Source organism: Aeromonas sp. PrichA-15 (genome assembly GCF_017939245.1).
Lineage (GTDB): Bacteria > Pseudomonadota > Gammaproteobacteria > Enterobacterales > Aeromonadaceae > Aeromonas > Aeromonas caviae.
Map to the genome: position 1 here is coordinate 1 of NZ_JAGKRH010000320.1, position 18,399 is coordinate 18,399.

15 protein-coding genes are annotated in these 18,399 nt (G+C 62.7%); 5 read left to right on the forward strand and 10 right to left on the reverse strand.

Translation table 11 applies throughout. The features are described 5' to 3' along the window. Window positions 1-103: 103 nt before the first annotated feature. Together tnpA and J9889_RS22455 are read left to right on the forward strand one after the other, a co-directional pair. Complete coding sequence (gene tnpA, locus J9889_RS22450; RefSeq protein ID WP_010674034.1) at window positions 104-508, forward strand: IS200/IS605-like element ISAs26 family transposase; 405 nt, start codon at window positions 104-106, stop codon at window positions 506-508. Window positions 509-574: 66 nt separating this feature from the next. Next, on the forward strand, window positions 575-1,429 hold the full coding sequence (locus tag J9889_RS22455; RefSeq protein WP_109111810.1) for a neutral zinc metallopeptidase: 855 nt from the start codon (window positions 575-577) through the stop codon (window positions 1,427-1,429). Window positions 1,430-1,502: 73 nt separating this feature from the next. Here the strand turns inward: J9889_RS22455 and J9889_RS22460 are convergent, their stop codons facing one another. Beyond that, window positions 1,503-2,180 (reverse strand): ATP-binding protein, encoded by a 678-nt coding sequence (locus tag J9889_RS22460; protein WP_052815345.1) that lies wholly within the window; start codon window positions 2,178-2,180, stop codon window positions 1,503-1,505. A 154-nt stretch (window positions 2,181-2,334) separates the two neighbouring features. On the opposite strand from J9889_RS22460, the gene J9889_RS22465 reads away from it, so the two are divergent. From J9889_RS22465 to J9889_RS22475, 3 genes are all read left to right on the forward strand, one after another. Further along, window positions 2,335-3,651: an MFS transporter gene (locus J9889_RS22465; RefSeq protein WP_210558281.1), complete on the forward strand. Its 1,317-nt coding sequence runs from the start codon at window positions 2,335-2,337 to the stop codon at window positions 3,649-3,651. A 120-nt stretch (window positions 3,652-3,771) separates the two neighbouring features. Beyond that, complete coding sequence (locus J9889_RS22470) at window positions 3,772-4,494, forward strand: MarC family NAAT transporter (protein ID WP_052815346.1); 723 nt, start codon at window positions 3,772-3,774, stop codon at window positions 4,492-4,494. A gap of 159 nt (window positions 4,495-4,653) precedes the next feature. Continuing rightward, window positions 4,654-4,857: a hypothetical protein gene (locus J9889_RS22475; RefSeq protein ID WP_041212219.1), complete on the forward strand. Its 204-nt coding sequence runs from the start codon at window positions 4,654-4,656 to the stop codon at window positions 4,855-4,857. Window positions 4,858-5,179: 322 nt separating this feature from the next. On the opposite strand, the gene tldD is transcribed toward J9889_RS22475, so the two are convergent. From tldD to J9889_RS22520, 9 genes are all read right to left on the reverse strand, one after another. After that, window positions 5,180-6,628, reverse strand: coding sequence for a metalloprotease TldD (tldD, locus tag J9889_RS22480; protein ID WP_069785497.1), 1,449 nt, complete (start codon window positions 6,626-6,628; stop codon window positions 5,180-5,182). A 57-nt stretch (window positions 6,629-6,685) separates the two neighbouring features. Beyond that, window positions 6,686-7,492: a carbon-nitrogen hydrolase family protein gene (locus J9889_RS22485; RefSeq protein WP_010672639.1), complete on the reverse strand. Its 807-nt coding sequence runs from the start codon at window positions 7,490-7,492 to the stop codon at window positions 6,686-6,688. Window positions 7,493-7,610: 118 nt separating this feature from the next. Next, entirely contained in the window at window positions 7,611-11,510 is a 3,900-nt protein-coding gene (locus J9889_RS22490; protein ID WP_210558283.1) for a YhdP family protein, read from the reverse strand. Continuing rightward, window positions 11,511-12,980, reverse strand: coding sequence for a ribonuclease G (gene rng, locus J9889_RS22495; RefSeq protein ID WP_010672637.1), 1,470 nt, complete (start codon window positions 12,978-12,980; stop codon window positions 11,511-11,513). Between the two features lie 79 nt (window positions 12,981-13,059). Next, window positions 13,060-13,647 carry a Maf family protein gene (locus J9889_RS22500; RefSeq protein ID WP_010672636.1) on the reverse strand — a complete coding sequence of 196 codons (588 nt, stop codon included), beginning with the start codon at window positions 13,645-13,647 and terminating at the stop codon, window positions 13,060-13,062. Between the two features lie 52 nt (window positions 13,648-13,699). Beyond that, entirely contained in the window at window positions 13,700-14,185 is a 486-nt protein-coding gene (mreD, locus tag J9889_RS22505; RefSeq protein WP_010672635.1) for a rod shape-determining protein MreD, read from the reverse strand. Next, window positions 14,185-15,093: a rod shape-determining protein MreC gene (mreC, locus tag J9889_RS22510; protein ID WP_029313545.1), complete on the reverse strand. Its 909-nt coding sequence runs from the start codon at window positions 15,091-15,093 to the stop codon at window positions 14,185-14,187. Before mreC ends, mreD begins: the two co-directional genes overlap by 1 nt. 41 nt (window positions 15,094-15,134) lie before the next feature. Beyond that, a complete protein-coding gene (locus J9889_RS22515) occupies window positions 15,135-16,175 on the reverse strand; it encodes a rod shape-determining protein (RefSeq protein WP_005308111.1) in 1,041 nt (346 codons plus the stop codon). Window positions 16,176-16,379: 204 nt separating this feature from the next. Next, window positions 16,380-18,399, reverse strand: a 2,020-nt coding sequence (locus J9889_RS22520) for a DUF6701 domain-containing protein (RefSeq protein ID WP_349237021.1), incomplete at its 5' end; no start/stop codon positions are given.

The window sequence follows — 18,399 nt, forward strand, 5'->3', positions numbered from 1 at the left end:
GTTCGGTCGGTTCGAGTCGGAATTTGTAGGCTTTCAGAATTTGCATTTAGCGCTCAGTGTGTAGCATTATTGCCATATCTATTAAGCCCGATTGAGTGACAGAATGCAATTCACTAAAATTAATAAATCACGCCATGCGGCCTACGTTTTGCACGTACATTTGGTGTTTATCACCAAGTATCGAAAGCCGATATTGGGGGATCTGCATCACGCTTCCTTCGGTCAGTGTGCGGCAGAGGTTTGCAGAGATTTTGGTGCGGAACTGAAAGAGTGTGACGGAGAGGCTGATCATGTTCACATGCTGATAGAGTACGCGCCAACGGTGCAGCTATCGGTACTGGTGAACTCGTTAAAGGCGGTCACATCAAGGCGACTGCGTAATGAATTTCTGGACTTGAGAGGTGCTTACAGCAAACCCGTACTCTGGTCACGCTCTTACTTTGCGGGCTCTTGCGGCGGAGCACCGTTGGAGGTGATCAAGCAATACATTCAAAACCAGCGGGGCTGACGCCCCGGCGAAATTCCCCTCCCACCTACGTCGGAGGGAGTCCCCTTTCGCATTTAAGATGGGGATATGCGCTGGCAAGATCGCCGTGAGAGCAACAATGTGGAAGACCGACGCCAGCAAGGCGGCGGCAACGGGGGCGGCGGCCTGCCCATCGGTGGCAAGGGGCGCCTGATCCTGCTGGTGGTGGTCATGGTGGCGGGGTACTACGGCGTGGACCTCGGCCCCCTGCTGCAGGATCCGGCCCCGCAGAGCCAGCCCCAGCGTCAGAACTCGTCCCAGGCTGCCAACGATCCCCTCGCCCGCTTCACCTCGGTGATGCTCGCCTCCACGGAGGACGCCTGGGGCGAGATGTTCCAGCAAAGCGGCAACCACTATCAGGCCCCCAGACTGGTGCTCTATCGCGGTGCGACCCGCACCGGCTGCGGCCAGGGGCAGTCGGTGATGGGGCCCTTCTACTGTCCGGCCGACAGTACCGTCTACATCGATCTCTCCTTCTATCAGGACATGCGCGACAAGCTGGGGGCCGACGGCGACTTCGCCCAGGGCTATGTGATCGCCCATGAGGTGGGCCACCACGTGCAGAACCTGCTCGGTATCTCCACCAAGGTGCGCCAGCAGCAACAGGGGCTGAGCCAGGTCGCCCAGAACCGGTTGTCGGTCAAGCTCGAACTCCAGGCGGACTGCTTCGCCGGGGTCTGGGGCCACTACATGGAAAAAGAGCAGGTGCTGGAGCGCGGCGATCTGGAAGAGGCGCTCAACGCCGCCCAGGCCATCGGCGACGACAGGTTGCAGCAGCAGGGTCAGGGCCGGGTCGTTCCTGACAGCTTCACCCACGGCACCTCGGCCCAGCGCCTCACCTGGTTCAAACGCGGTTTTGACAGCGGCAAGCCCGCCAGTTGCGACACCTTCGCCGCCCGCTGAAGGGGGCAAACGCAAAGGGGCCGATTCCTCACGGAGCCGGCCCCTTTCCTTTCTCACCCGAGGGGGTCTTCCCTCATTCGGGATCCTCCGCCAGCAGATCGGTGAAGACGAAGCCGTCCCGCAGCACCGTTTCCCCCACCCGGATGGGCAGGGGATGCAGGAACATGGGGCCGTCCCAGGCCAGGGTGTGAAATTCCCCGTTCTCGCCGCAGGGATCCACCCCGGCGGGCAGGGCAGCCAGGAAGGCCGGACCGAATTCATGACCACCTAACCCGGCGTCCAGCTTGCCCGGATCCAGGGTGCAGACCCTGGCCTTGAGCCCGGCGTCGATCATCGCCTGCGCCAGCTCGGTCGTGTCGCTGCCCCAGAGCGGGAAGAGCGGCGTGATGCCGGTCCCCGCCAGTTGCCGCTCCCGATAGGCGCGCACATCCTCAAGAAAGAGATCCCCGAACGCCATGTGGTAAATGTCCTTGACCTGCACATCGGCGATGAAGCCCGTCATGATGCGCCCATACTCCTCGTTGCTGCAGGGCCAGGGCAGGTCGATGGTGGTCAGCGGCAAGCCCACGCACTCAGCCTGTGCCAACAGCAACTGCTTGCGCACCCCGTGCATGGCCACCCGCTCGAACGCCTGGTTGAGTGTGGTGAACAGCCCCACCACCTCGATGGCCGGATCCTGGCGCAGGCGATGCAAGGCCCAGGCGCTGTCTTTTCCGCTGCTCCAGGAGAGCAGTACCTTTTTCTTCGTCATGATCTCTCCAGCTTCTTGCCGCACCGTGCTGCAAGACAGTGTTGCGAATTGTGCGATTTACATTGCGGGACACAAAAGCATACCCTCGTGGGTGAGCGTATCCCCGCAGCACACCGGGGAGAATAACTAAAAAAACGATGGGAAACATAAGGATATGAGTAAAGTCAGCACATCGCACGACCACGGTCGCCCCCTCAATCGACAGGATTACAAGACCCTGAGCCTGGCGGCGCTGGGCGGCGCCCTCGAATTCTACGACTTCATCATCTTCGTCTTCTTCGCCGTGGTCATCGGCGAGCTCTTCTTCCCGGCCGACATTCCCGAGTGGCTGCGCCAGTTCCAGACCTTCGGCATCTTCGCCGCCGGCTACCTGGCCCGCCCCCTGGGGGGCATCATCATGGCCCACTTTGGCGATCTCATCGGCCGCAAGCGGATGTTCACCCTCAGCATCATCCTGATGGCCTTGCCGACCTTGCTGATCGGCCTGCTGCCCACCTACGCCGTGCTCGGCATCGCCGCCCCCCTGCTGTTGCTGCTGCTGCGGATCCTGCAAGGGGCCGCCATCGGCGGGGAAGTCCCCGGTGCCTGGGTCTTCGTGGCCGAACATGTGCCCGCCCGCCGGGTCGGTGTCGCCTGCGGCACCCTCACCGCGGGGTTGACGGCCGGCATCCTGCTCGGCTCCCTGGTGGCGACCGCCATCAACCGTGGCATGAGCCCGGGCGATGTGAGCGACTGGGGCTGGCGTCTGGCCTTCGTGCTCGGCGGCGTGTTCGGCATCGTCGCCATGTACCTGCGCCGCTGGCTGCACGAGACTCCGGTCTTCGCCAAGATGCAGGCCAACAAGTCCCTGGCCGAGGAGCTGCCCCTCAAGACGGTGCTGCGTGAACACAAGGGCAGCGTCGTCGTCTCCATGCTGCTGACCTGGCTGCTCTCCGCCGGCATAGTAGTGGTGATCCTGATGACCCCGACCTATCTGCAGAAGGTCCACGGCATCAGCCCGGCCGATGCCCTGACCGCCAACTCCCTGGCCATCGTCGCCCTCACCCTGGGCTGCATCGTCTATGGTCGCCTGATCGATGCCATCGGCAGCGGTCCTACCTTCATCCTGGGCTCCCTGCTGCTGGCCGGCGCCACTTATACCTTCTACCACAGCCTGGCAGCCGGCACGGATCAGCTGGTGCCCCTCTACATGCTGGCGGGCTTTGCGGTGGGGATCGTCGGCGCCGTGCCCTACGTCATGGTCAATGCCTTCCCGCCGGTGGTGCGCTTCTCCGGGCTGTCGTTCTCCTACAACGTGGCCTACGCCATCTTCGGCGGTCTCACCCCCATGCTGGTCACCCTCTGGATGAAGGAGGACGTGCTGGCCCCCTCCCACTATGTGGTCAGCCTGGCCGCCCTCGGTTTCGTGCTCGGCATCTGGCTCTGGCTGCGCCAGCGCGGCCAACGCCAGGCCACCCCGCAGGCCGCCTGATCCTTCCCAAGCAAGCCCCGCACTGTCGGGGCTTGTTCTTTGCGGATATCATCGACCGGGTGGCGGTCCGCTGCGGACCTGCCAGCTCACCCCAATCCGTCCATCTGCCCGAGGTCCACTATGTTCTTCCAGGTCGTCTTTCTCGCCTTGCTGGCCCTGCTGCCCATGGTCAACCCGCCCACCACGGCCACCCTGCTGCTGGGATTGAGCAAGGGCATGTCCCGCGAGCACATTCGCCGCCAGATCAACATGGCCGCCCTCTATCTGTTCGCCACCCTGTGCGTCAGCTTCTTCATCGGATCCTCCATCCTGGATCTGTTCGGGATCTCCATTCCCGGCCTGCGCCTGGCCGGTGGCCTCATCATCGCCTTCATCGGCTTTCGCATGCTGTTCCCCTCGCCAAACCAGTCTGCCGGGGTCGAGGCCAACCAGAATATCGCCTTCGTGCCCCTGACCATGCCCAGCATGTGCGGACCCGGCACCATGGCGCTGGTGATCAGCGGCGCGGCCCAGATCGCCGAGCTGCCGGCCGAGGCCGATCGCGTCGTCATCTATGCCGCCATGGTCACCGCCTTCGCCCTGATGAGCCTGATCAGCTGGGGTGTGCTCAAGCTGGCAGATCCCGTGTGCAAGATCCTGGGAGCCACCGGCATCGACGCCATGACCCGCATCATGGGTTTCCTGCTGGTGTGCATGGGTATGCAGTTCTGCATCAACGGCGTCAAGGAGGTGGCGCAGGATCCCGTCTTCCATGGCCAGGTGATGGAACAACCCGCTGCCGCCTTGCCGACCCATGCCGGATCTACCGCCCTCGATCATCTCGCCGTGCCGCGCGAGCCCTGATTGAAAACGGTGTCATTTTTCGTGCAAATCCCTCCTGATCTTGCGCCTGATCATATTGCCTTCATCTTGATGGGGTAGTCTGGTTTTTGTACAGGCAGGGTTCAGAAGGTTGCCGCTAGCGTGGCATGTGCTGACCCCATCACTTGAGGAGATATGCAAATGGAAAAGATGCTGACCGAGATTGGAAGCTACAGCCTGTTTCATGAGTATCTGAACGTGGTCGGTGCCGCCAGCCCCGCGCTGACCCGGATCAAGACAGGATGGGAGTTCAAGCGAAAGGATCGCCTGCTCGCCCAGATAAGGGTGGATGACCACGGCCACGCCCGCTTCTTCATCGACGCCCGCGCCATTTCGGTCAACTGACCCGACCCCTTTCCCAGCCCCGGCGCCTGCCGGGGCTTTTTATTGCTTGCGCGTTCCAATAAAAACCCCGGCGCCGGGCCGCAATGCTGTTCAGATAAGCACTTTTTTGACTGATTATTCATAAATTGGATTTGAGTTGAGGGGGCAAGGCTGTGTCCAGTCGATCTTCCTCCAGCCTTTATCCAGCGGGGCTTGCAATAGAAAGAGGGAGGCATCATGCCTCCCTCGCTTTTTTGTCCTGATACTACGTGGACTGGAACTCAAATTCTCTTAAGTGAACAGCATTGCGGCGCCGGGCCGGGGTTTACAAAGGTGTGTGACCTTACTGGGTGCCGCCCACGGTGAGCTGATCCAGCTTGAGGGTGGGCTGGCCGACGCCGACCGGCACGCTCTGCCCCTCCTTGCCGCAGACCCCGACTCCGCGATCCAGCGCGAGATCACGGCCCACCATGGAAACCTGGCTCATCGCCTCGGGGCCGTTGCCGATAAGGGTCGCTCCCTTGATGGGCGCGGTGATCCTGCCATCCTCGATGAGGTAGGCCTCGGAGGCGGAGAAGACGAACTTGCCGGAGGTGATGTCCACCTGACCGCCACCGAAGTTGGGGGCATAAATGCCCTTCTTCACCGAGGCGATGATCTCCGCCGGATCGTACTGACCCGCCAGCATGTAGGTGTTGGTCATGCGCGGCATCGGCAGGGCGGCGTAGGATTCGCGGCGGCCGTTGCCGGTGAGCGGCACCCCCATCAGGCGGGCGTTCTGCTTGTCCTGCAGGTAACCCTTGAGAATGCCGTTCTCGATCAGCACGTTGTAGCCCCCCGGCGTCCCCTCGTCGTCGATGGAGACGGAGCCGCGCCGACCCGGCAGGGTGCCGTCATCGACGATGGTGCAGTGTTTGGAAGCCACCTGCTCGCCGATGCGCCCGGCAAAGGCGGAGGAGCCCTTGCGGTTGAAGTCCCCCTCCAGACCGTGACCCACCGCCTCGTGCAGCAGCACGCCGGGCCAGCCGGCACCGAGCACCACCGGCATGGTGCCGGCCGGGGCGTCGATGGCCTCCAGGTTGACCAGGGCCTGGCGCACCGCTTCACGCACATAGCCAAACGCCCGGCTCTCGAGCCCGTCCAGCTCGAGGAAATGGTCGTAACCGAAGCGGCCACCGCCACCGGCGCTGCCGCGTTCACGGCGATCCCCCTTCTCGGCGATGACGGTCACCGAGAGGCGCACCAGCGGACGCACGTCGGCGGCCAGGGTGCCATCGGTGGCGGCCACCAGGATCTCTTCATAGACCCCGCTGATGGAGGCCATCACCTGATTGATGGCGGGATCCAGACTTCTGGCGAACTTGTCCATCTGCTCCAGCAGGGCAATTTTCTGCTGCTTGTCGAGGGTCTGCAGGGGATCCAGCGCCGGGTAGAGCAGGTTTGCTTCGGTGCGAGCCCATGCTTTTACCTTGCCGTGAGCACCGGCGGCGGCGATGCCGCGAGCGGCAGTCACCGACTGTTGCAGCGCCAGCAGGCTCAGCTCGTCCGAGTAGGCGAAACCGGTCTTCTCGCCGCTGACGGCGCGCACCCCCACCCCCTGATCGATGTTGTAGCTGCCATCCTTGACGATGCCGTCCTCCAGCATCCAGGACTCGTGCCAGCTGCGCTGGAAATAGAGGTCGCCGAACTCCACCTGATGGCTCATCAGGCTGCCGAGCAGCTGTTGCAGCCGCCCTTCGTCGAGATCGTTCGGGGCCAACAGGGAGGCACTAACCTGGCTCAATAGACTCAAATCTTTCTCTCCACTCTCATGCGAGATGTCGTAACGGTTAAATCCACGGCCGCGGGCTCACAGCAGGCGGGCGTGTTGCAGCACCGGCATGGTGCGTTTCAATTCATCGATCAGGGCCCCATCCAGCGGCGCCAGCACAGTGCCCTGCCCCGACGCCCGACAGGCCAGCACCCGGCCCCAGGGGTCGATCACCATGCTGTGGCCCCAGGTCTGGCGCCCCGTCTCGTGGGTGCCCCCCTGGTTGGCGGCCACCACGTAGCACTGGTTCTCGATGGCACGGGCCCGCAACAGGGGCTCCCAGTGCGCCTCGCCGGTGACGGCGGTAAAGGCGGCAGGCACCAGCAGCACCCGGGCACCGGCCCGGGCCAACTGGCGGTAAAGCTCGGGAAAGCGCAGATCATAACAGATAGAGAGGCCGAGGGGACCAAAGGGGGAGTCCACCAGCACAGGCTGATCACCCGGGCTGAAGGTCTCCGACTCCCGGTAGCGGCCGTGATTGTCCGCCACGTCCACGTCGAACAGGTGGATCTTGTGGTAATGCCCCTTGAGCTCGCCGTCGGGATCGAACACCAGGGTACTGGTGTGGATGTGGTCGGCACCGGCGATGGCGGTGGGCATGGCCCCGGCCACCAGCCAGATGCCGTGGGATTTGGCCCAATCAGAGAGTTGCTGCTGGATTGGGCCATTTCCCAATGGCTCTGCCCCGTCCAGATACCCCTGCCGCTCGCCAAAGAGGGCGAAGTTTTCCGGCAGCAGCACCAGCAAGGGGCGCTCCCCGGGCAGACTCGCCAGCTCGGCGGCGATCCGCTCCCGGTTATCCTGCCAGGTACGACCCGAAATCAACTGCATGGCGGCTAGCCACATGACGCGCTCCTTCTGTTGGGCGAGCCGGTGACACAAGGCCTTCTCGGCTCGCAGGGCAATATCTGCACTATGAGGGGTTTGGCGGCCGGGGGAAAGTCCCCCAGCCCGGCGCTGGCCCTCAGCGCTGACCCGAGCCCTGATGCTTGGGATTGAGCAGGAAGGGGGTGACCTCCTTGGCGGGCAGGCCGGGCGCCACCGCATCCACCGCCTCCTTCTGCTGCTGGTTGAGCTTGATGCGGGCGCGATCCCGCCCCGCCTCCACCAGCCTGGGGGCGTCCAGCGGGCCGGAGACCCGAAAATCGATGCGGGTCACCACGTCCACCACGGGCTCCAGCAGCTTGGAGAGGGCCAGCACATAGAGCCCGGTGATGGGAGTCAGGGAGAAGGCCGCCACCACGGGCAGGGTGCCCCCCAGGTTCGGGGAGAAACTCAGATCAAAGTCGAGCCGCCAGCGCACCAGATCCGCGATGCCCTTGCCCCGCAGGTTGCCCGCCGCCCCCTTCATGTAGAAGTCGTTGTTCTCCACCACCCCCTGATTGACCTTGGCGGAGGCGGACATGGACTCGAAATAGAAGCCCTTGTCGAATACATCGCGAAAATCGAGGCGCAGCTTGCGCATCAGGGAGTCGAGGCTCAGCAGGGAGAGCAGCCGGGCCCCCTTGTCGTTGACCTCCCGCAGGGTGCCTCCCTCCAGCTGGTAGTCGATGCTGCCCGCCAGAGTCGGCAGGCTCAGGCGGTAGGGCACGTCACGCCAGTTCAGATCCAGCGCCAGCTTGCCCGGGGCATCCCCGATGGGCGAGGTGTAGCCGAGCCGCTTGAGCAGCAGCTCGCTGTTGCGGGTCTCGAGGTTCACCCTGGCACGGGTCTGCATCTGGCTGCCACGGGCCAGCCACTCGGCGCTGCCGCGCAGGGTGCTGCCCGCCAGGCGCATCTCCAGCCCCTTGAGATCCAGCCGGTTGGCCCCGGGCAGCAGCTCCCCCTTCACCTCACCCAGGGGCAGCTCGCCGAAGCGGCAATCCACGCAGCTGAAGGTGAGCCAGGGAATGGCGTCCATGATGGCCCGGTCCTGGCGCTCATCGGGATCCGGGCTGAGATCGGTCCCCTTGCCGGACCAGTAGATGCGGGCAAACTTGGCATCGATGGGGCGCCCATCGGCCACCGGCACCCGCACCACCCCCATCACGTCGGGGCTGTCGATCATCACCTCGGTGGCCTGGTTCACCGGCCCCAGGGTGAAGTGCACCGCCTTGAGGCTGGCGCTGCCGATGTCGGCACGGGCCAGTTGGCCATCTACCCACCACTCCTGGGGCAAGAAAGCGGGACCCACCACCGCATTGTCACTCGGCGCCGTGCCAGCAGGCAGCCACTGCTTGAGACGGGCCAGCCAGCCGGCCACGTCCACCTGCTGCTGATTGATGGCGAGCAGCATGGGCTTGTCCTGCATCACCCGCGCCCCGGGCTGGCCGATGTTGACCCGCACCCGGCCGAGGTAGGGCACGCCGTCGCCGTACACCAGGCGGCTCTGCATGTCGATGTCCGCCCCCAGCACGGCGCGGATATCGGCGCTGCCATCCCGCCCACGGGCCGTCACCTTGAGGGGCAGCCGGGTACCCGCCGCCTTGGTCAGGGGCACGGGCAGATCCAGCCCCATGCCCTGCAGGTTGGAGTCCAGCGCCAGCTGGAAGCTGAACGCCTTGTTCTCGGGCAGGGTCAGCCCCAGGGTACCCGACCAGTTGCTGCGCCCCTGGAGCATCTCGAGGGCCGGTATATCCCGGCGCTGGCGGCGGCTGTCCCACTGCCCCTGGAACTTGAGGTCGGCCTGATAGCCGTGGGGCAGTTGCCGCCCCTGATAATCCAGGGTCAGCGGCTGGTTCCACAGGCTGGCCTTGAGGTTGTGAATGCGCGTCTGCTCGTTGTCATACTCGAGCGTCCCTGCGACCCCGTCGAGTGGCAGGTCCAGGGAGGCGATCCTCACCTTGTTGTCCTTGAAGCTGGCTTCCCCGCTGGCCTTGACCTCCCCCTCGCCATCCAGCGGTATGTCAAGCTTCACCGTGCCCTTCATGGGGCCGCGGATCTCCACCTCCCGCAGCGCCTGACCGACGGATCCCCCCAGCGGCGAGTCCTGCAAATAGTCGCTGATGGCCTTGCCCTCGCCCTCAACCCTGGCATCCACGTAGAGGTGAGCCCCCGGATAGAGGTCCGGGATCCAGGCGTGCACCGAGTCGGAGCTGGCCTTGCCGAGCTGGGTGGCGCGGCTGTTCATGTCGAGGCTGGCGTTCTGGAACAGCAGATCGATCTGCAGGTCGGTCAGCGGCTGCCAGCCCGGGAAAAACTCGTAGGTGGCCTGTTGCAGCGGCACCGCCACCTGGAAGACGCCCTTGCCGTTGTCGTAGGGGAAGTCACGGAATTCGCCGTACCAGAGCAGGTCGGCCCCCTTGGCCTTGCCCCCCTTGATGGCGCCGCTCAGGTAGCTCACCAGCCCCTCATCCATCACCGCCAGGGGGTAGTAGCGATCCGCATGGGCCGCGTTCTTGACGTCGATCCGCCCGGTCAGGGCGAGGAAGGGGTGCTCGAACAGCTCGAGGCGAAACCGGCTGGCGAGGCGCAGATCCGGGTTCTCCAGGGCAATGTCCTGACCATAGAGCACCCAGCCTTGCGGCGCCCGCCACCAGTCGAGGGCCGCACTCAGGCTGTCCACCGGGATGGGTTCCTTGAAGTGGCGGGCCGGATCCACCTTGCCTTTGCCCAGGGTCAGGCGGGCGCGTCCCCCGTTCGGGGTCAGCCAGAAGTGGCCGTCCAGCTTTTGCAGACCGGGCACATCGTGCCAGGCCCGGGTCCCGAAGCCGCGCAGTTGCCCCTGCAAAGAGAGCCCCTGCCAGTCCCCGTCGGCCTGCAGGACCAGCTCCTGCAACTGGCCCCTTGGCCGGGTGCGCTTGAGGGTCTCGGTCAGCTCGGGATAGAGGCCGGAGACCAGCTGGCTCAGGTTGGCAATCTGGTCGAGATCGATGGCGGGCACATAGCCCTGGATGCGCGAGCCGATGCGCTCGAGCTGCAGGCGGCTGTGCAGCCAGGTGGCGCCATCGAGCTTGAAGATGACGTCGTGGCTGGCGAGTTGCCACGCCTCGCCGTCCCGACGCAGCTGGATCTTGCCCCCCTGCAGGTCGAGGCGGTGCGGCTCTCCCTTGATCTCGTCTTTCCAGATCAGGTGGTTGTTGCCAAAGGCCAGCAGGGAGTTGCCGAGCCTGCCCTTCTCGAACTCGCTCCAGAGCTGGAAGTCGAGCTGGCCGCTCACCGGCGGCGCGCCGGCGTGGATCCGGGCCAGCATGGGGCTGATGTCCAGCTCGCTGGCCCCCAGATAGAGCTGGCCCTTGAGGCGGTCGAGCCGCACCTCGGGGGCATCCACATCGATGATGAGGTCCAGGGTGCTCTCTCCCACCCCGTTGATGAGATAGGCCTTGCCGACCCCCTGATGCCGCTTGCCGCGGTTCTGCCAGCGCAACTGGGCGATGTCGAGGGCGCGCACCTCCCCCAGTGCCGTGGTGAGGCTCAGGCGTGTGTCGTGAATGTCGAAGGTGGAGAGCTGGGTCAGCAGGAAGTGCAGCAGGGCTTCCTGCTGGTTCGCGCTCTTCCCGCTGACGGGGGTGGCGGGCTGGGTCATGTCCAGCGCGATGTTGCCGTCGCTCAGGATCAACTGGCCAAACACCGGTCTGAGTTCGTTGAGGGAGCGCCAGAAGTCGAGGTGGGCCCACACCTTGCCAAGGCGCAGGGAGAAACGCCCCGAATCGGGGGCGATGGCCAGTCCTTCCAGCCCGATGGCCGGGCCGCGGGGAGTCCACTCCAGCCCGACGTGATCCACGCTCACCTCGAGCTGACTCTCCCCGAGCAGGGTCCCTATCACGGCCGCCCGGTGCTGGTTGAGCAAAGGGCCGCCCAGTCGTACCACGCTGACCAGAACGGCCAGCAGCACGAAGAAGACTCCGAGGGCCAACCAGCCCCGACTCAGCCAGCGATAGACCAATTACATCATCACCACATCGAACTGTTCCTGCCCACAGAGCGGCTCGGAGACCACCCTGACCTGCTTGCCGATGAAGACTTCCAGCTCCGCCAGACTGTGGGACTCTTCCCCCCGCAGGTAATCGGCCACCGAGGGGGCCGCATAGACGGTGAACTGATCCGCGTCGTAGGCGCGGTTGACCCGGATGATCTCCCGCAGGATCTCGAAGCAGACCGACTCCACCGTCTTGACCCGGCCGCGCCCCTTGCACTCGGGGCACTCGGCGCAGAGCACGTGCTCAAGGCTCTCACGGGTGCGCTTGCGGGTCATCTCCACCAGCCCGAGCTGGGAGAAACCGTTGACGTTGGTCTTGGCCCTGTCCTTGGCCAGCGCCAGCTCCAGGCTGTGCAGCACCCGGCGACGGTGATCCTCGGACTGCATGTCGATGAAGTCGATGATGATGATGCCGCCGAGGTTGCGCAGGCGCAGGTGACGGGCGATGGCGGCGGTGGCCTCGACGTTGGTGTTGAAGATGGTCTCTTCCAGATTGCGATGGCCGACGAAGGCCCCGGTGTTGATGTCCACCGTGGTCATGGCTTCGGTCTGGTCGATGATGAGGTAGCCGCCGGATTTGAGCTCCACCTTGCGCTCCAGGGCCCGCTGGATCTCGTTCTCCACGTCGTAGAGATCGAAGATCGGCGACTCGCCGGTGTAGTACTCCAGCTTGTTGGCCAGCTCGGGCACGTACTCCTCGGTGAAGCGCTTGAGCTGATCGAAGCTCTGGCGCGAGTCGACCCGGATCTTGTCGAGCTCGGCACCGACGAAGTCACGCACCACCCTGAACGCCAGGCTGGGATCCTCGTAGAGGATCTTGCAGGGGGGGTACTTCTGCTTGCGCTCGAGGATCTTGCGCCACAGGCGCTTCAAGAAGGCGGCGTCCTGCTCCAGCTCCTGCTCCCCCACCCCTTCGGCGGCGGTGCGGATGATGTAGCCGCCCAGTTCGTCCACATAGCCGGCCACGGTGCGCTTGAGGCGCTCGCGCTCCGCCTCGGATTCGATGCGCTGGGAGACCCCCACGTGGGCACTGCCCGGCATGAAGACCAGATAACGGGATGGCAGGGTGATGTCGGTGGTGAGGCGGGCCCCCTTGGTACCGAGCGGGTCTTTGACCACCTGTACCATGATGTCCTGCCCCTGGCGCACCAGTTCGGCGATGTTGCCAGCCTGGAACTGCTCCTTCTCCTTGATCGCCACGCACTCGGTGTGGGGGACGATGTCGGAGGCGTGCAGGAAGGCGGCCTTGTCCATGCCGATGTCGACGAAGGCGGCCTGCATGCCGGGCAGCACGCGGCTGATCTTGCCCTTGTAGATGTTGCCCACGATGCCGCGCTTGGCCTGACGCTCCACATGCACTTCCTGCAGCAGACCGTTCTCGACCAGGGCGACCCGGGTTTCGGAGGGGGTGACGTTTACCAGCAGTTCTACCGACATAAGTTACCTTGCCTTTCTAGTTTTGAATTCTGGCACGACGAACAACGGGTAACTCAGCAGCGCACTGCTGACGAGAGGATTACCGGGTCTGCTCGAGGTGCTGCTTGATCAACAGGTCCGTCTCCAGCAGGGGCAGGCCGACCACGGCACTGTAGCTCCCCTCGAGGCGACTGACGAATTTGCCGGCAATGCCCTGGATGGCATAGGCGCCCGCCTTGTCGCACGGCTCGCCGGTGCGCCAGTAGGCTTCGATCTCGGCCTCGTCCAGCTTGCGAAACGCCACGTTGGTGGTGACCAGTCGCACATCGCACCGCTCCGGGGTGGCCAGGGCCACCGCCGTCATCACCTGGTGTACCCGCCCGGAGAGGGCTTCCAGCATGTCCTTGGCGTCCAGCAGGTCGGAGGGTTTCTCCAGCACCCGCTCCCCCAGCACCACTATGGTGTCGGCCCCCAGCACAGGCAGCGCCGTGGGCGCTGCGGCCACACCTGCCATCGCCTTGTCGCGGGCCAGCCGGCAGACGTAATCCTGGGGCTTCTCACCGTCGTTGCGCAGCTCCGGCACATCCAGCTTGAGGACCTCGAAACGGTAGCCCAGGCGGGTCAGAAGCTCGTGCCGGCGGGGGGAGCCCGAGGCGAGATAGAGTTGCAGTTCGTTGTGCTTGTTCATACTTCACTCAATGAGACGATGCGCAGTTACAATGCGTTGTTTTTATTCACATTCACTTGATATTGAAGCGACGCCGCACCTTGCGCAAGACCATAAAAATCCAGGGCCATATTAACATCGTCGTCAACGTCGACCAAAAGTAGGCGAAGTTGAGGCTGGCCCGGCTGAACAGATGCTCCGCCCAGAACACGGTGATCTTCCCCACCAGGGAGAGCAGACCGATGATCAGCGCCTGCTGCCAGAGGGAGAAGTTGCGGATCTTCTGGAACTGGAAGGCCGCCAGGTAGGTGGTGATGGCCATGGCCATGGCCCGCACGCCGAGGGTGCTGCCGAGCAGCACGTCCAGCAGCAGGCCCGCCACCCAGGCGGTGCCGACGTTGGTCCGGTGCGGCAGCGCCAGCGCCCAGTAGATGAGCACCATGGCAAGCCAGTCCGGACGGAAGGGTTCGAATTGAAAGGGAAGCGGCAGGATGGAGAGGCACAGGGCCAGCAGGATCGAACACCAGATCCAGATCCTGCCGCTGGCGGGTTGCAGCATCAGCGCGTCGCCCCCGCCGCCGAGGTTGCCGTGGCCGCCGAGGCGCTCGCCGCAGGCTCAAGGGCATCCTTGTCGTGTACTTCCGGTTTCTTGTCGGTCCACAGCAGCAGCAGGTAGCGCAGACGGTCCAGCGCCACCAGGGGCTTGGCCTCGATCTGGGCGAAGGGCTTGCCCTCCACGTAGTCGGAGCGGGTCACGGTCGCCACCGGATAACCTTCCGGGAAGCGGCCGCCCAGGCCCGAGGTGACCAGCAGATCGCCGACCTGGACGTCGGTGTTGCGGGGCAGGTTGCGCAGCTCCAGCTTGTCCAGCTCGCCGCTGCCGGAGGCGATGGCGCGCAAGTCGTTGCGCAGCACCCGCACCGGGATGCCGTGGCTGGAGTCGGTGATGAGCAGGACGCGACTGGTGGTGGAGCCCACGTGGAGCACCTGACCGACCACCCCCTGATCGTTGATCACCGGCTGGCCGTTGTAGACGCCATCCAGCGCCCCCTTGTTGATCAGCACCTGATGGCTGAAGGGGTCGGAATCCACCGACAGCAGCTCGGCCACCATCTTGCGGGACTCCTTGTGTACAGGTGACCCCAGCAGCTCGCGCAGACGCTGGTTCTCGTGCTCCAGCTGATCCATCTTGAGCAGGCGAGAGCGCAGGGTGAACAGTTGCTGCTCCTGCTGCTTGGTCTGCTCGATGAGATCGGCGCGGGTCTGCACCTGGGTCGACATTGTGTCGAGCAGGGTGCCGGGGGCGTTGGCGATGTATTGCAGCGGGCTCACCAGGGAGCTCAGATAAACGCGGACATGGCTGAACACACCGAAGCGGGAATCCGCGACGATGGCAGCGACGGAGATGATGACGGCGAGAAACAACCGTAACTGAAGCGAAGGGCCTCTACCGAAGATGGGTTTCATGAGTCGTCAAAAAAGAGCCGGCGCTCGGCCGGCTTTGGGTCTTATTCGTAGTGGAACAGATCGCCACCGTGCATATCGATCAGCTCCAGCGCCTTGCCACCGCCACGGGCGACACAGGTGAGGGGATCTTCAGCCACGACGACCGGGATGCCGGTCTCTTCCATCAGCAGACGGTCGATGTCCTTGAGCAGGGCACCACCACCGGTCAGCACCATGCCGCGCTCGGAGATGTCGGACGCCAGCTCGGGCGGGGATTGCTCCAGGGCCACCATGACGGCGGAGACGATGCCGGAGAGCGGCTCTTGCAGCGCTTCCAGGATCTCGTTGGAGTTCAGGGTGAAGCTGCGGGGCACACCCTCGGCCAGGTTGCGACCGCGCACTTCGATCTCGCGCACCTCTTCGCCCGGATAGGCGGAGCCGATCTCGTGCTTGATGCGCTCGGCGGTGGCTTCCCCGATCAGGCTGCCGTAGTTGCGACGGACGTAGCTGATGATGGCTTCGTCGAACTTGTCGCCACCGATACGGACGGACTGGGAATAGACCACGCCGTTCAGGGAGATGATGGCCACTTCGGTGGTACCGCCACCGATGTCCACCACCATGGAACCGGTCGCTTCGGAGACCGGCAGGCCGGCACCGATGGCGGCAGCCATGGGTTCATCGATCAGGTAAACCTCGCGGGCGCCGGCGCCCAGAGCGGATTCCTTGATGGCGCGACGTTCCACCTGGGTGGAGCCGCAGGGCACGCACACCAGCACGCGCGGGCTGGGGCGGAAATAGTTGTTGTCGTGAACCTGTTTGATGAAGTGCTGCAGCATCTTCTCGGTCACGTAGAAATCGGCGATCACGCCGTCTTTCATCGGGCGAATGGCGGAGATGTTACCCGGGGTACGACCCAGCATCTGCTTGGCGGCATGACCGACAGCAGCGACCGATTTGGCGTTCCCGCGCTCTTGGCGAATGGCGACAACTGAGGGTTCGTTAAGGACGATCCCTTGATCTTTTACATAGATCAGGGTGTTGGCAGTTCCCAAGTCGATCGACAGATCGTTGGAAAAGACGCCTCTGAGCTTTTTGAACATGGCTACGGGAAATCCTAAGAATTTGGAGGTGCAGAAAACCGGCTAACTTTACCAATGCCCACCCCAATGGGCAAGCGCTCAAACTGTCGCCAATCAATCAGGCGCGACAAAAATGCGAGTCATCACTCACTCGGACACGCTTGCAAACACTAATAAACAAGGATTTAGGGGGATGCTGTTGAGCCAGCCCCCCTTTCACATCATTCAATGCAATACTTCGCGCCGATAAATAACTCTGTCATTACCCCGGCTGGAGCCGAAAATGGCCTCACCTTGCAGGTTGCCGTCATTGCCACTCGTTGGGTCAGACAACCAGAGGGGCTGCGACGGCTGTTTTGCCAAATCGACCTTGTAGGGAATGCGCACCGAGATGTCCGGCTTGGCAAAGTGGAACAGGATCTCCCCGTCTTTCGCCAGTGCAGCATCCCCACCCGGTGCCGAACTACCCAACCCCAGCTTGATCTTGCGACCCGCCCCCAGATTCAGCTCGCGAGTCGCCGCATCAAAGGTTTGACTTGGATTGAGGAAAGTGAACCCCTGATTGGCCAAAGAGAGCTGGGTACATTGATCTTCCTTGTTTTTCAGCCAGTTGCCCGCTTCGTAATATTGCATCTGCAGTGGAATGGCCAGCGGCGCCGAGGCCAGGCCAGCCGCCGTACCAGCCTGCAGGCGGCCGTACAACAGCTTTTGAGTACCCAGCAGCACCGCATTACACCCTTGCCCCGATTTGGAACAATCCCCTGCTACACCCGCATTCATATTCGGATTCGCCAACAGCGTAGTACCGCCATCCTGATCATCGACTTTGATACCAAAGCTCAACGTGGCAAACGGTGCTTCTGGACTCGCAGCACGATCAAAGCGGGTATTCAGCCCCAAAGGCGACTGCTGATTTATACTGGCGACGCCACTTGCCCAGCTGAGCGAGGGAGATAGTGTAATACGCTTGTCACGAGCAACCCCATCCAGAGCATTAGCCGCCACCATCTCAGCAACCCCTTTAGCGAACGCCCCCTGATAGTTCTGTGTCGTCCCTTTCTGCAGATTGCGTGCAGTGAGGACAAAACCGCTGGCAAAGGGCTGGCTCATGTATGTAAAGGCATTGCAGGCAGGCGTGATAAAGCCATTACTCAAACTGTAATCCCAAGGGACAAAACGACCGATGGGTACGCTCCATCGCAACACAGTCTCAAGTTGGGGTAATTCATCCTGATAAGCGGGATAAGGCACAAAGTTGCTGACGCCTAACCGGATCACCCCGACCTCAGACCAATTCGCCGTCACGTTTGCTACCCCGCTCGCCAACGTGATCGTGGTTGGCGAAAATGCTCCGCTGACGCCCGTTGTCGGCGCTAACAGGGCCCAAGAGAGCGTTTTATTACTGGTAGTAAACCCTGGGGTTAACTGACCCTGAGTATTGACTGCACTGGCTTGTAAAGTAAAAGGCTCGCCCGCTTTGCGATAGATAGGACAAGTGGCATAAGTACTGTCGTTATTTCCCGAGCACACACTCTGTCCTTGAGCCTGGAGTGCGATCGCTTTGGGAATCACGGCAACGGTATCACTACCGGTCAACTTGAGGGTGCCTGTGACATCATTCTTAAGGAAAGTAGTATCCAGTCGCAACACACCGGCATCCGGATATTGCAACGTCAACTGGCCAACTCCATTGCTATCGAACGATACGTTAACGTTCCCACTTGGCGATATTGTGCTGCCATTGATCGTCGGCACTGCATTGCTGGCAGTATCAGACACGACCTTGGTAGAGCCGAATTGCAGGGTCTGATTTCCTGTCAATAATGGAACGCATACCTTGGTTGCTCCAACATCGCTGGATTTAATGGCTCGAATCGTCGAGTTTGTTGAACTACCGGCATAAAAGGTGGAGAAATCAAACTGCAGAGCAGCATCGGAAAAATTCATAGAACAACTGCTATCAAGCACACCATCGCGATAACAACGTAATAACGCCGAGGGATTTGCGCTTGATAACCCAATGACAACACTCTTGGCAGCCAGAGAAGATAATGTGATATCAGCTGTTCCTGAACTACCCAAGCTGACCGGGTTACTACTCCATCCGTTGCTCGGCTTCATACTGACACTGGCATTACCTTTATAAAGTTGGCTACAACTGTTATCAAGACACGCGGCAAGCCGAACCTGTGCGGGTTCACACGTCAATGAGGAAGAAGGATAATAAACCTCATAATGGTCAACA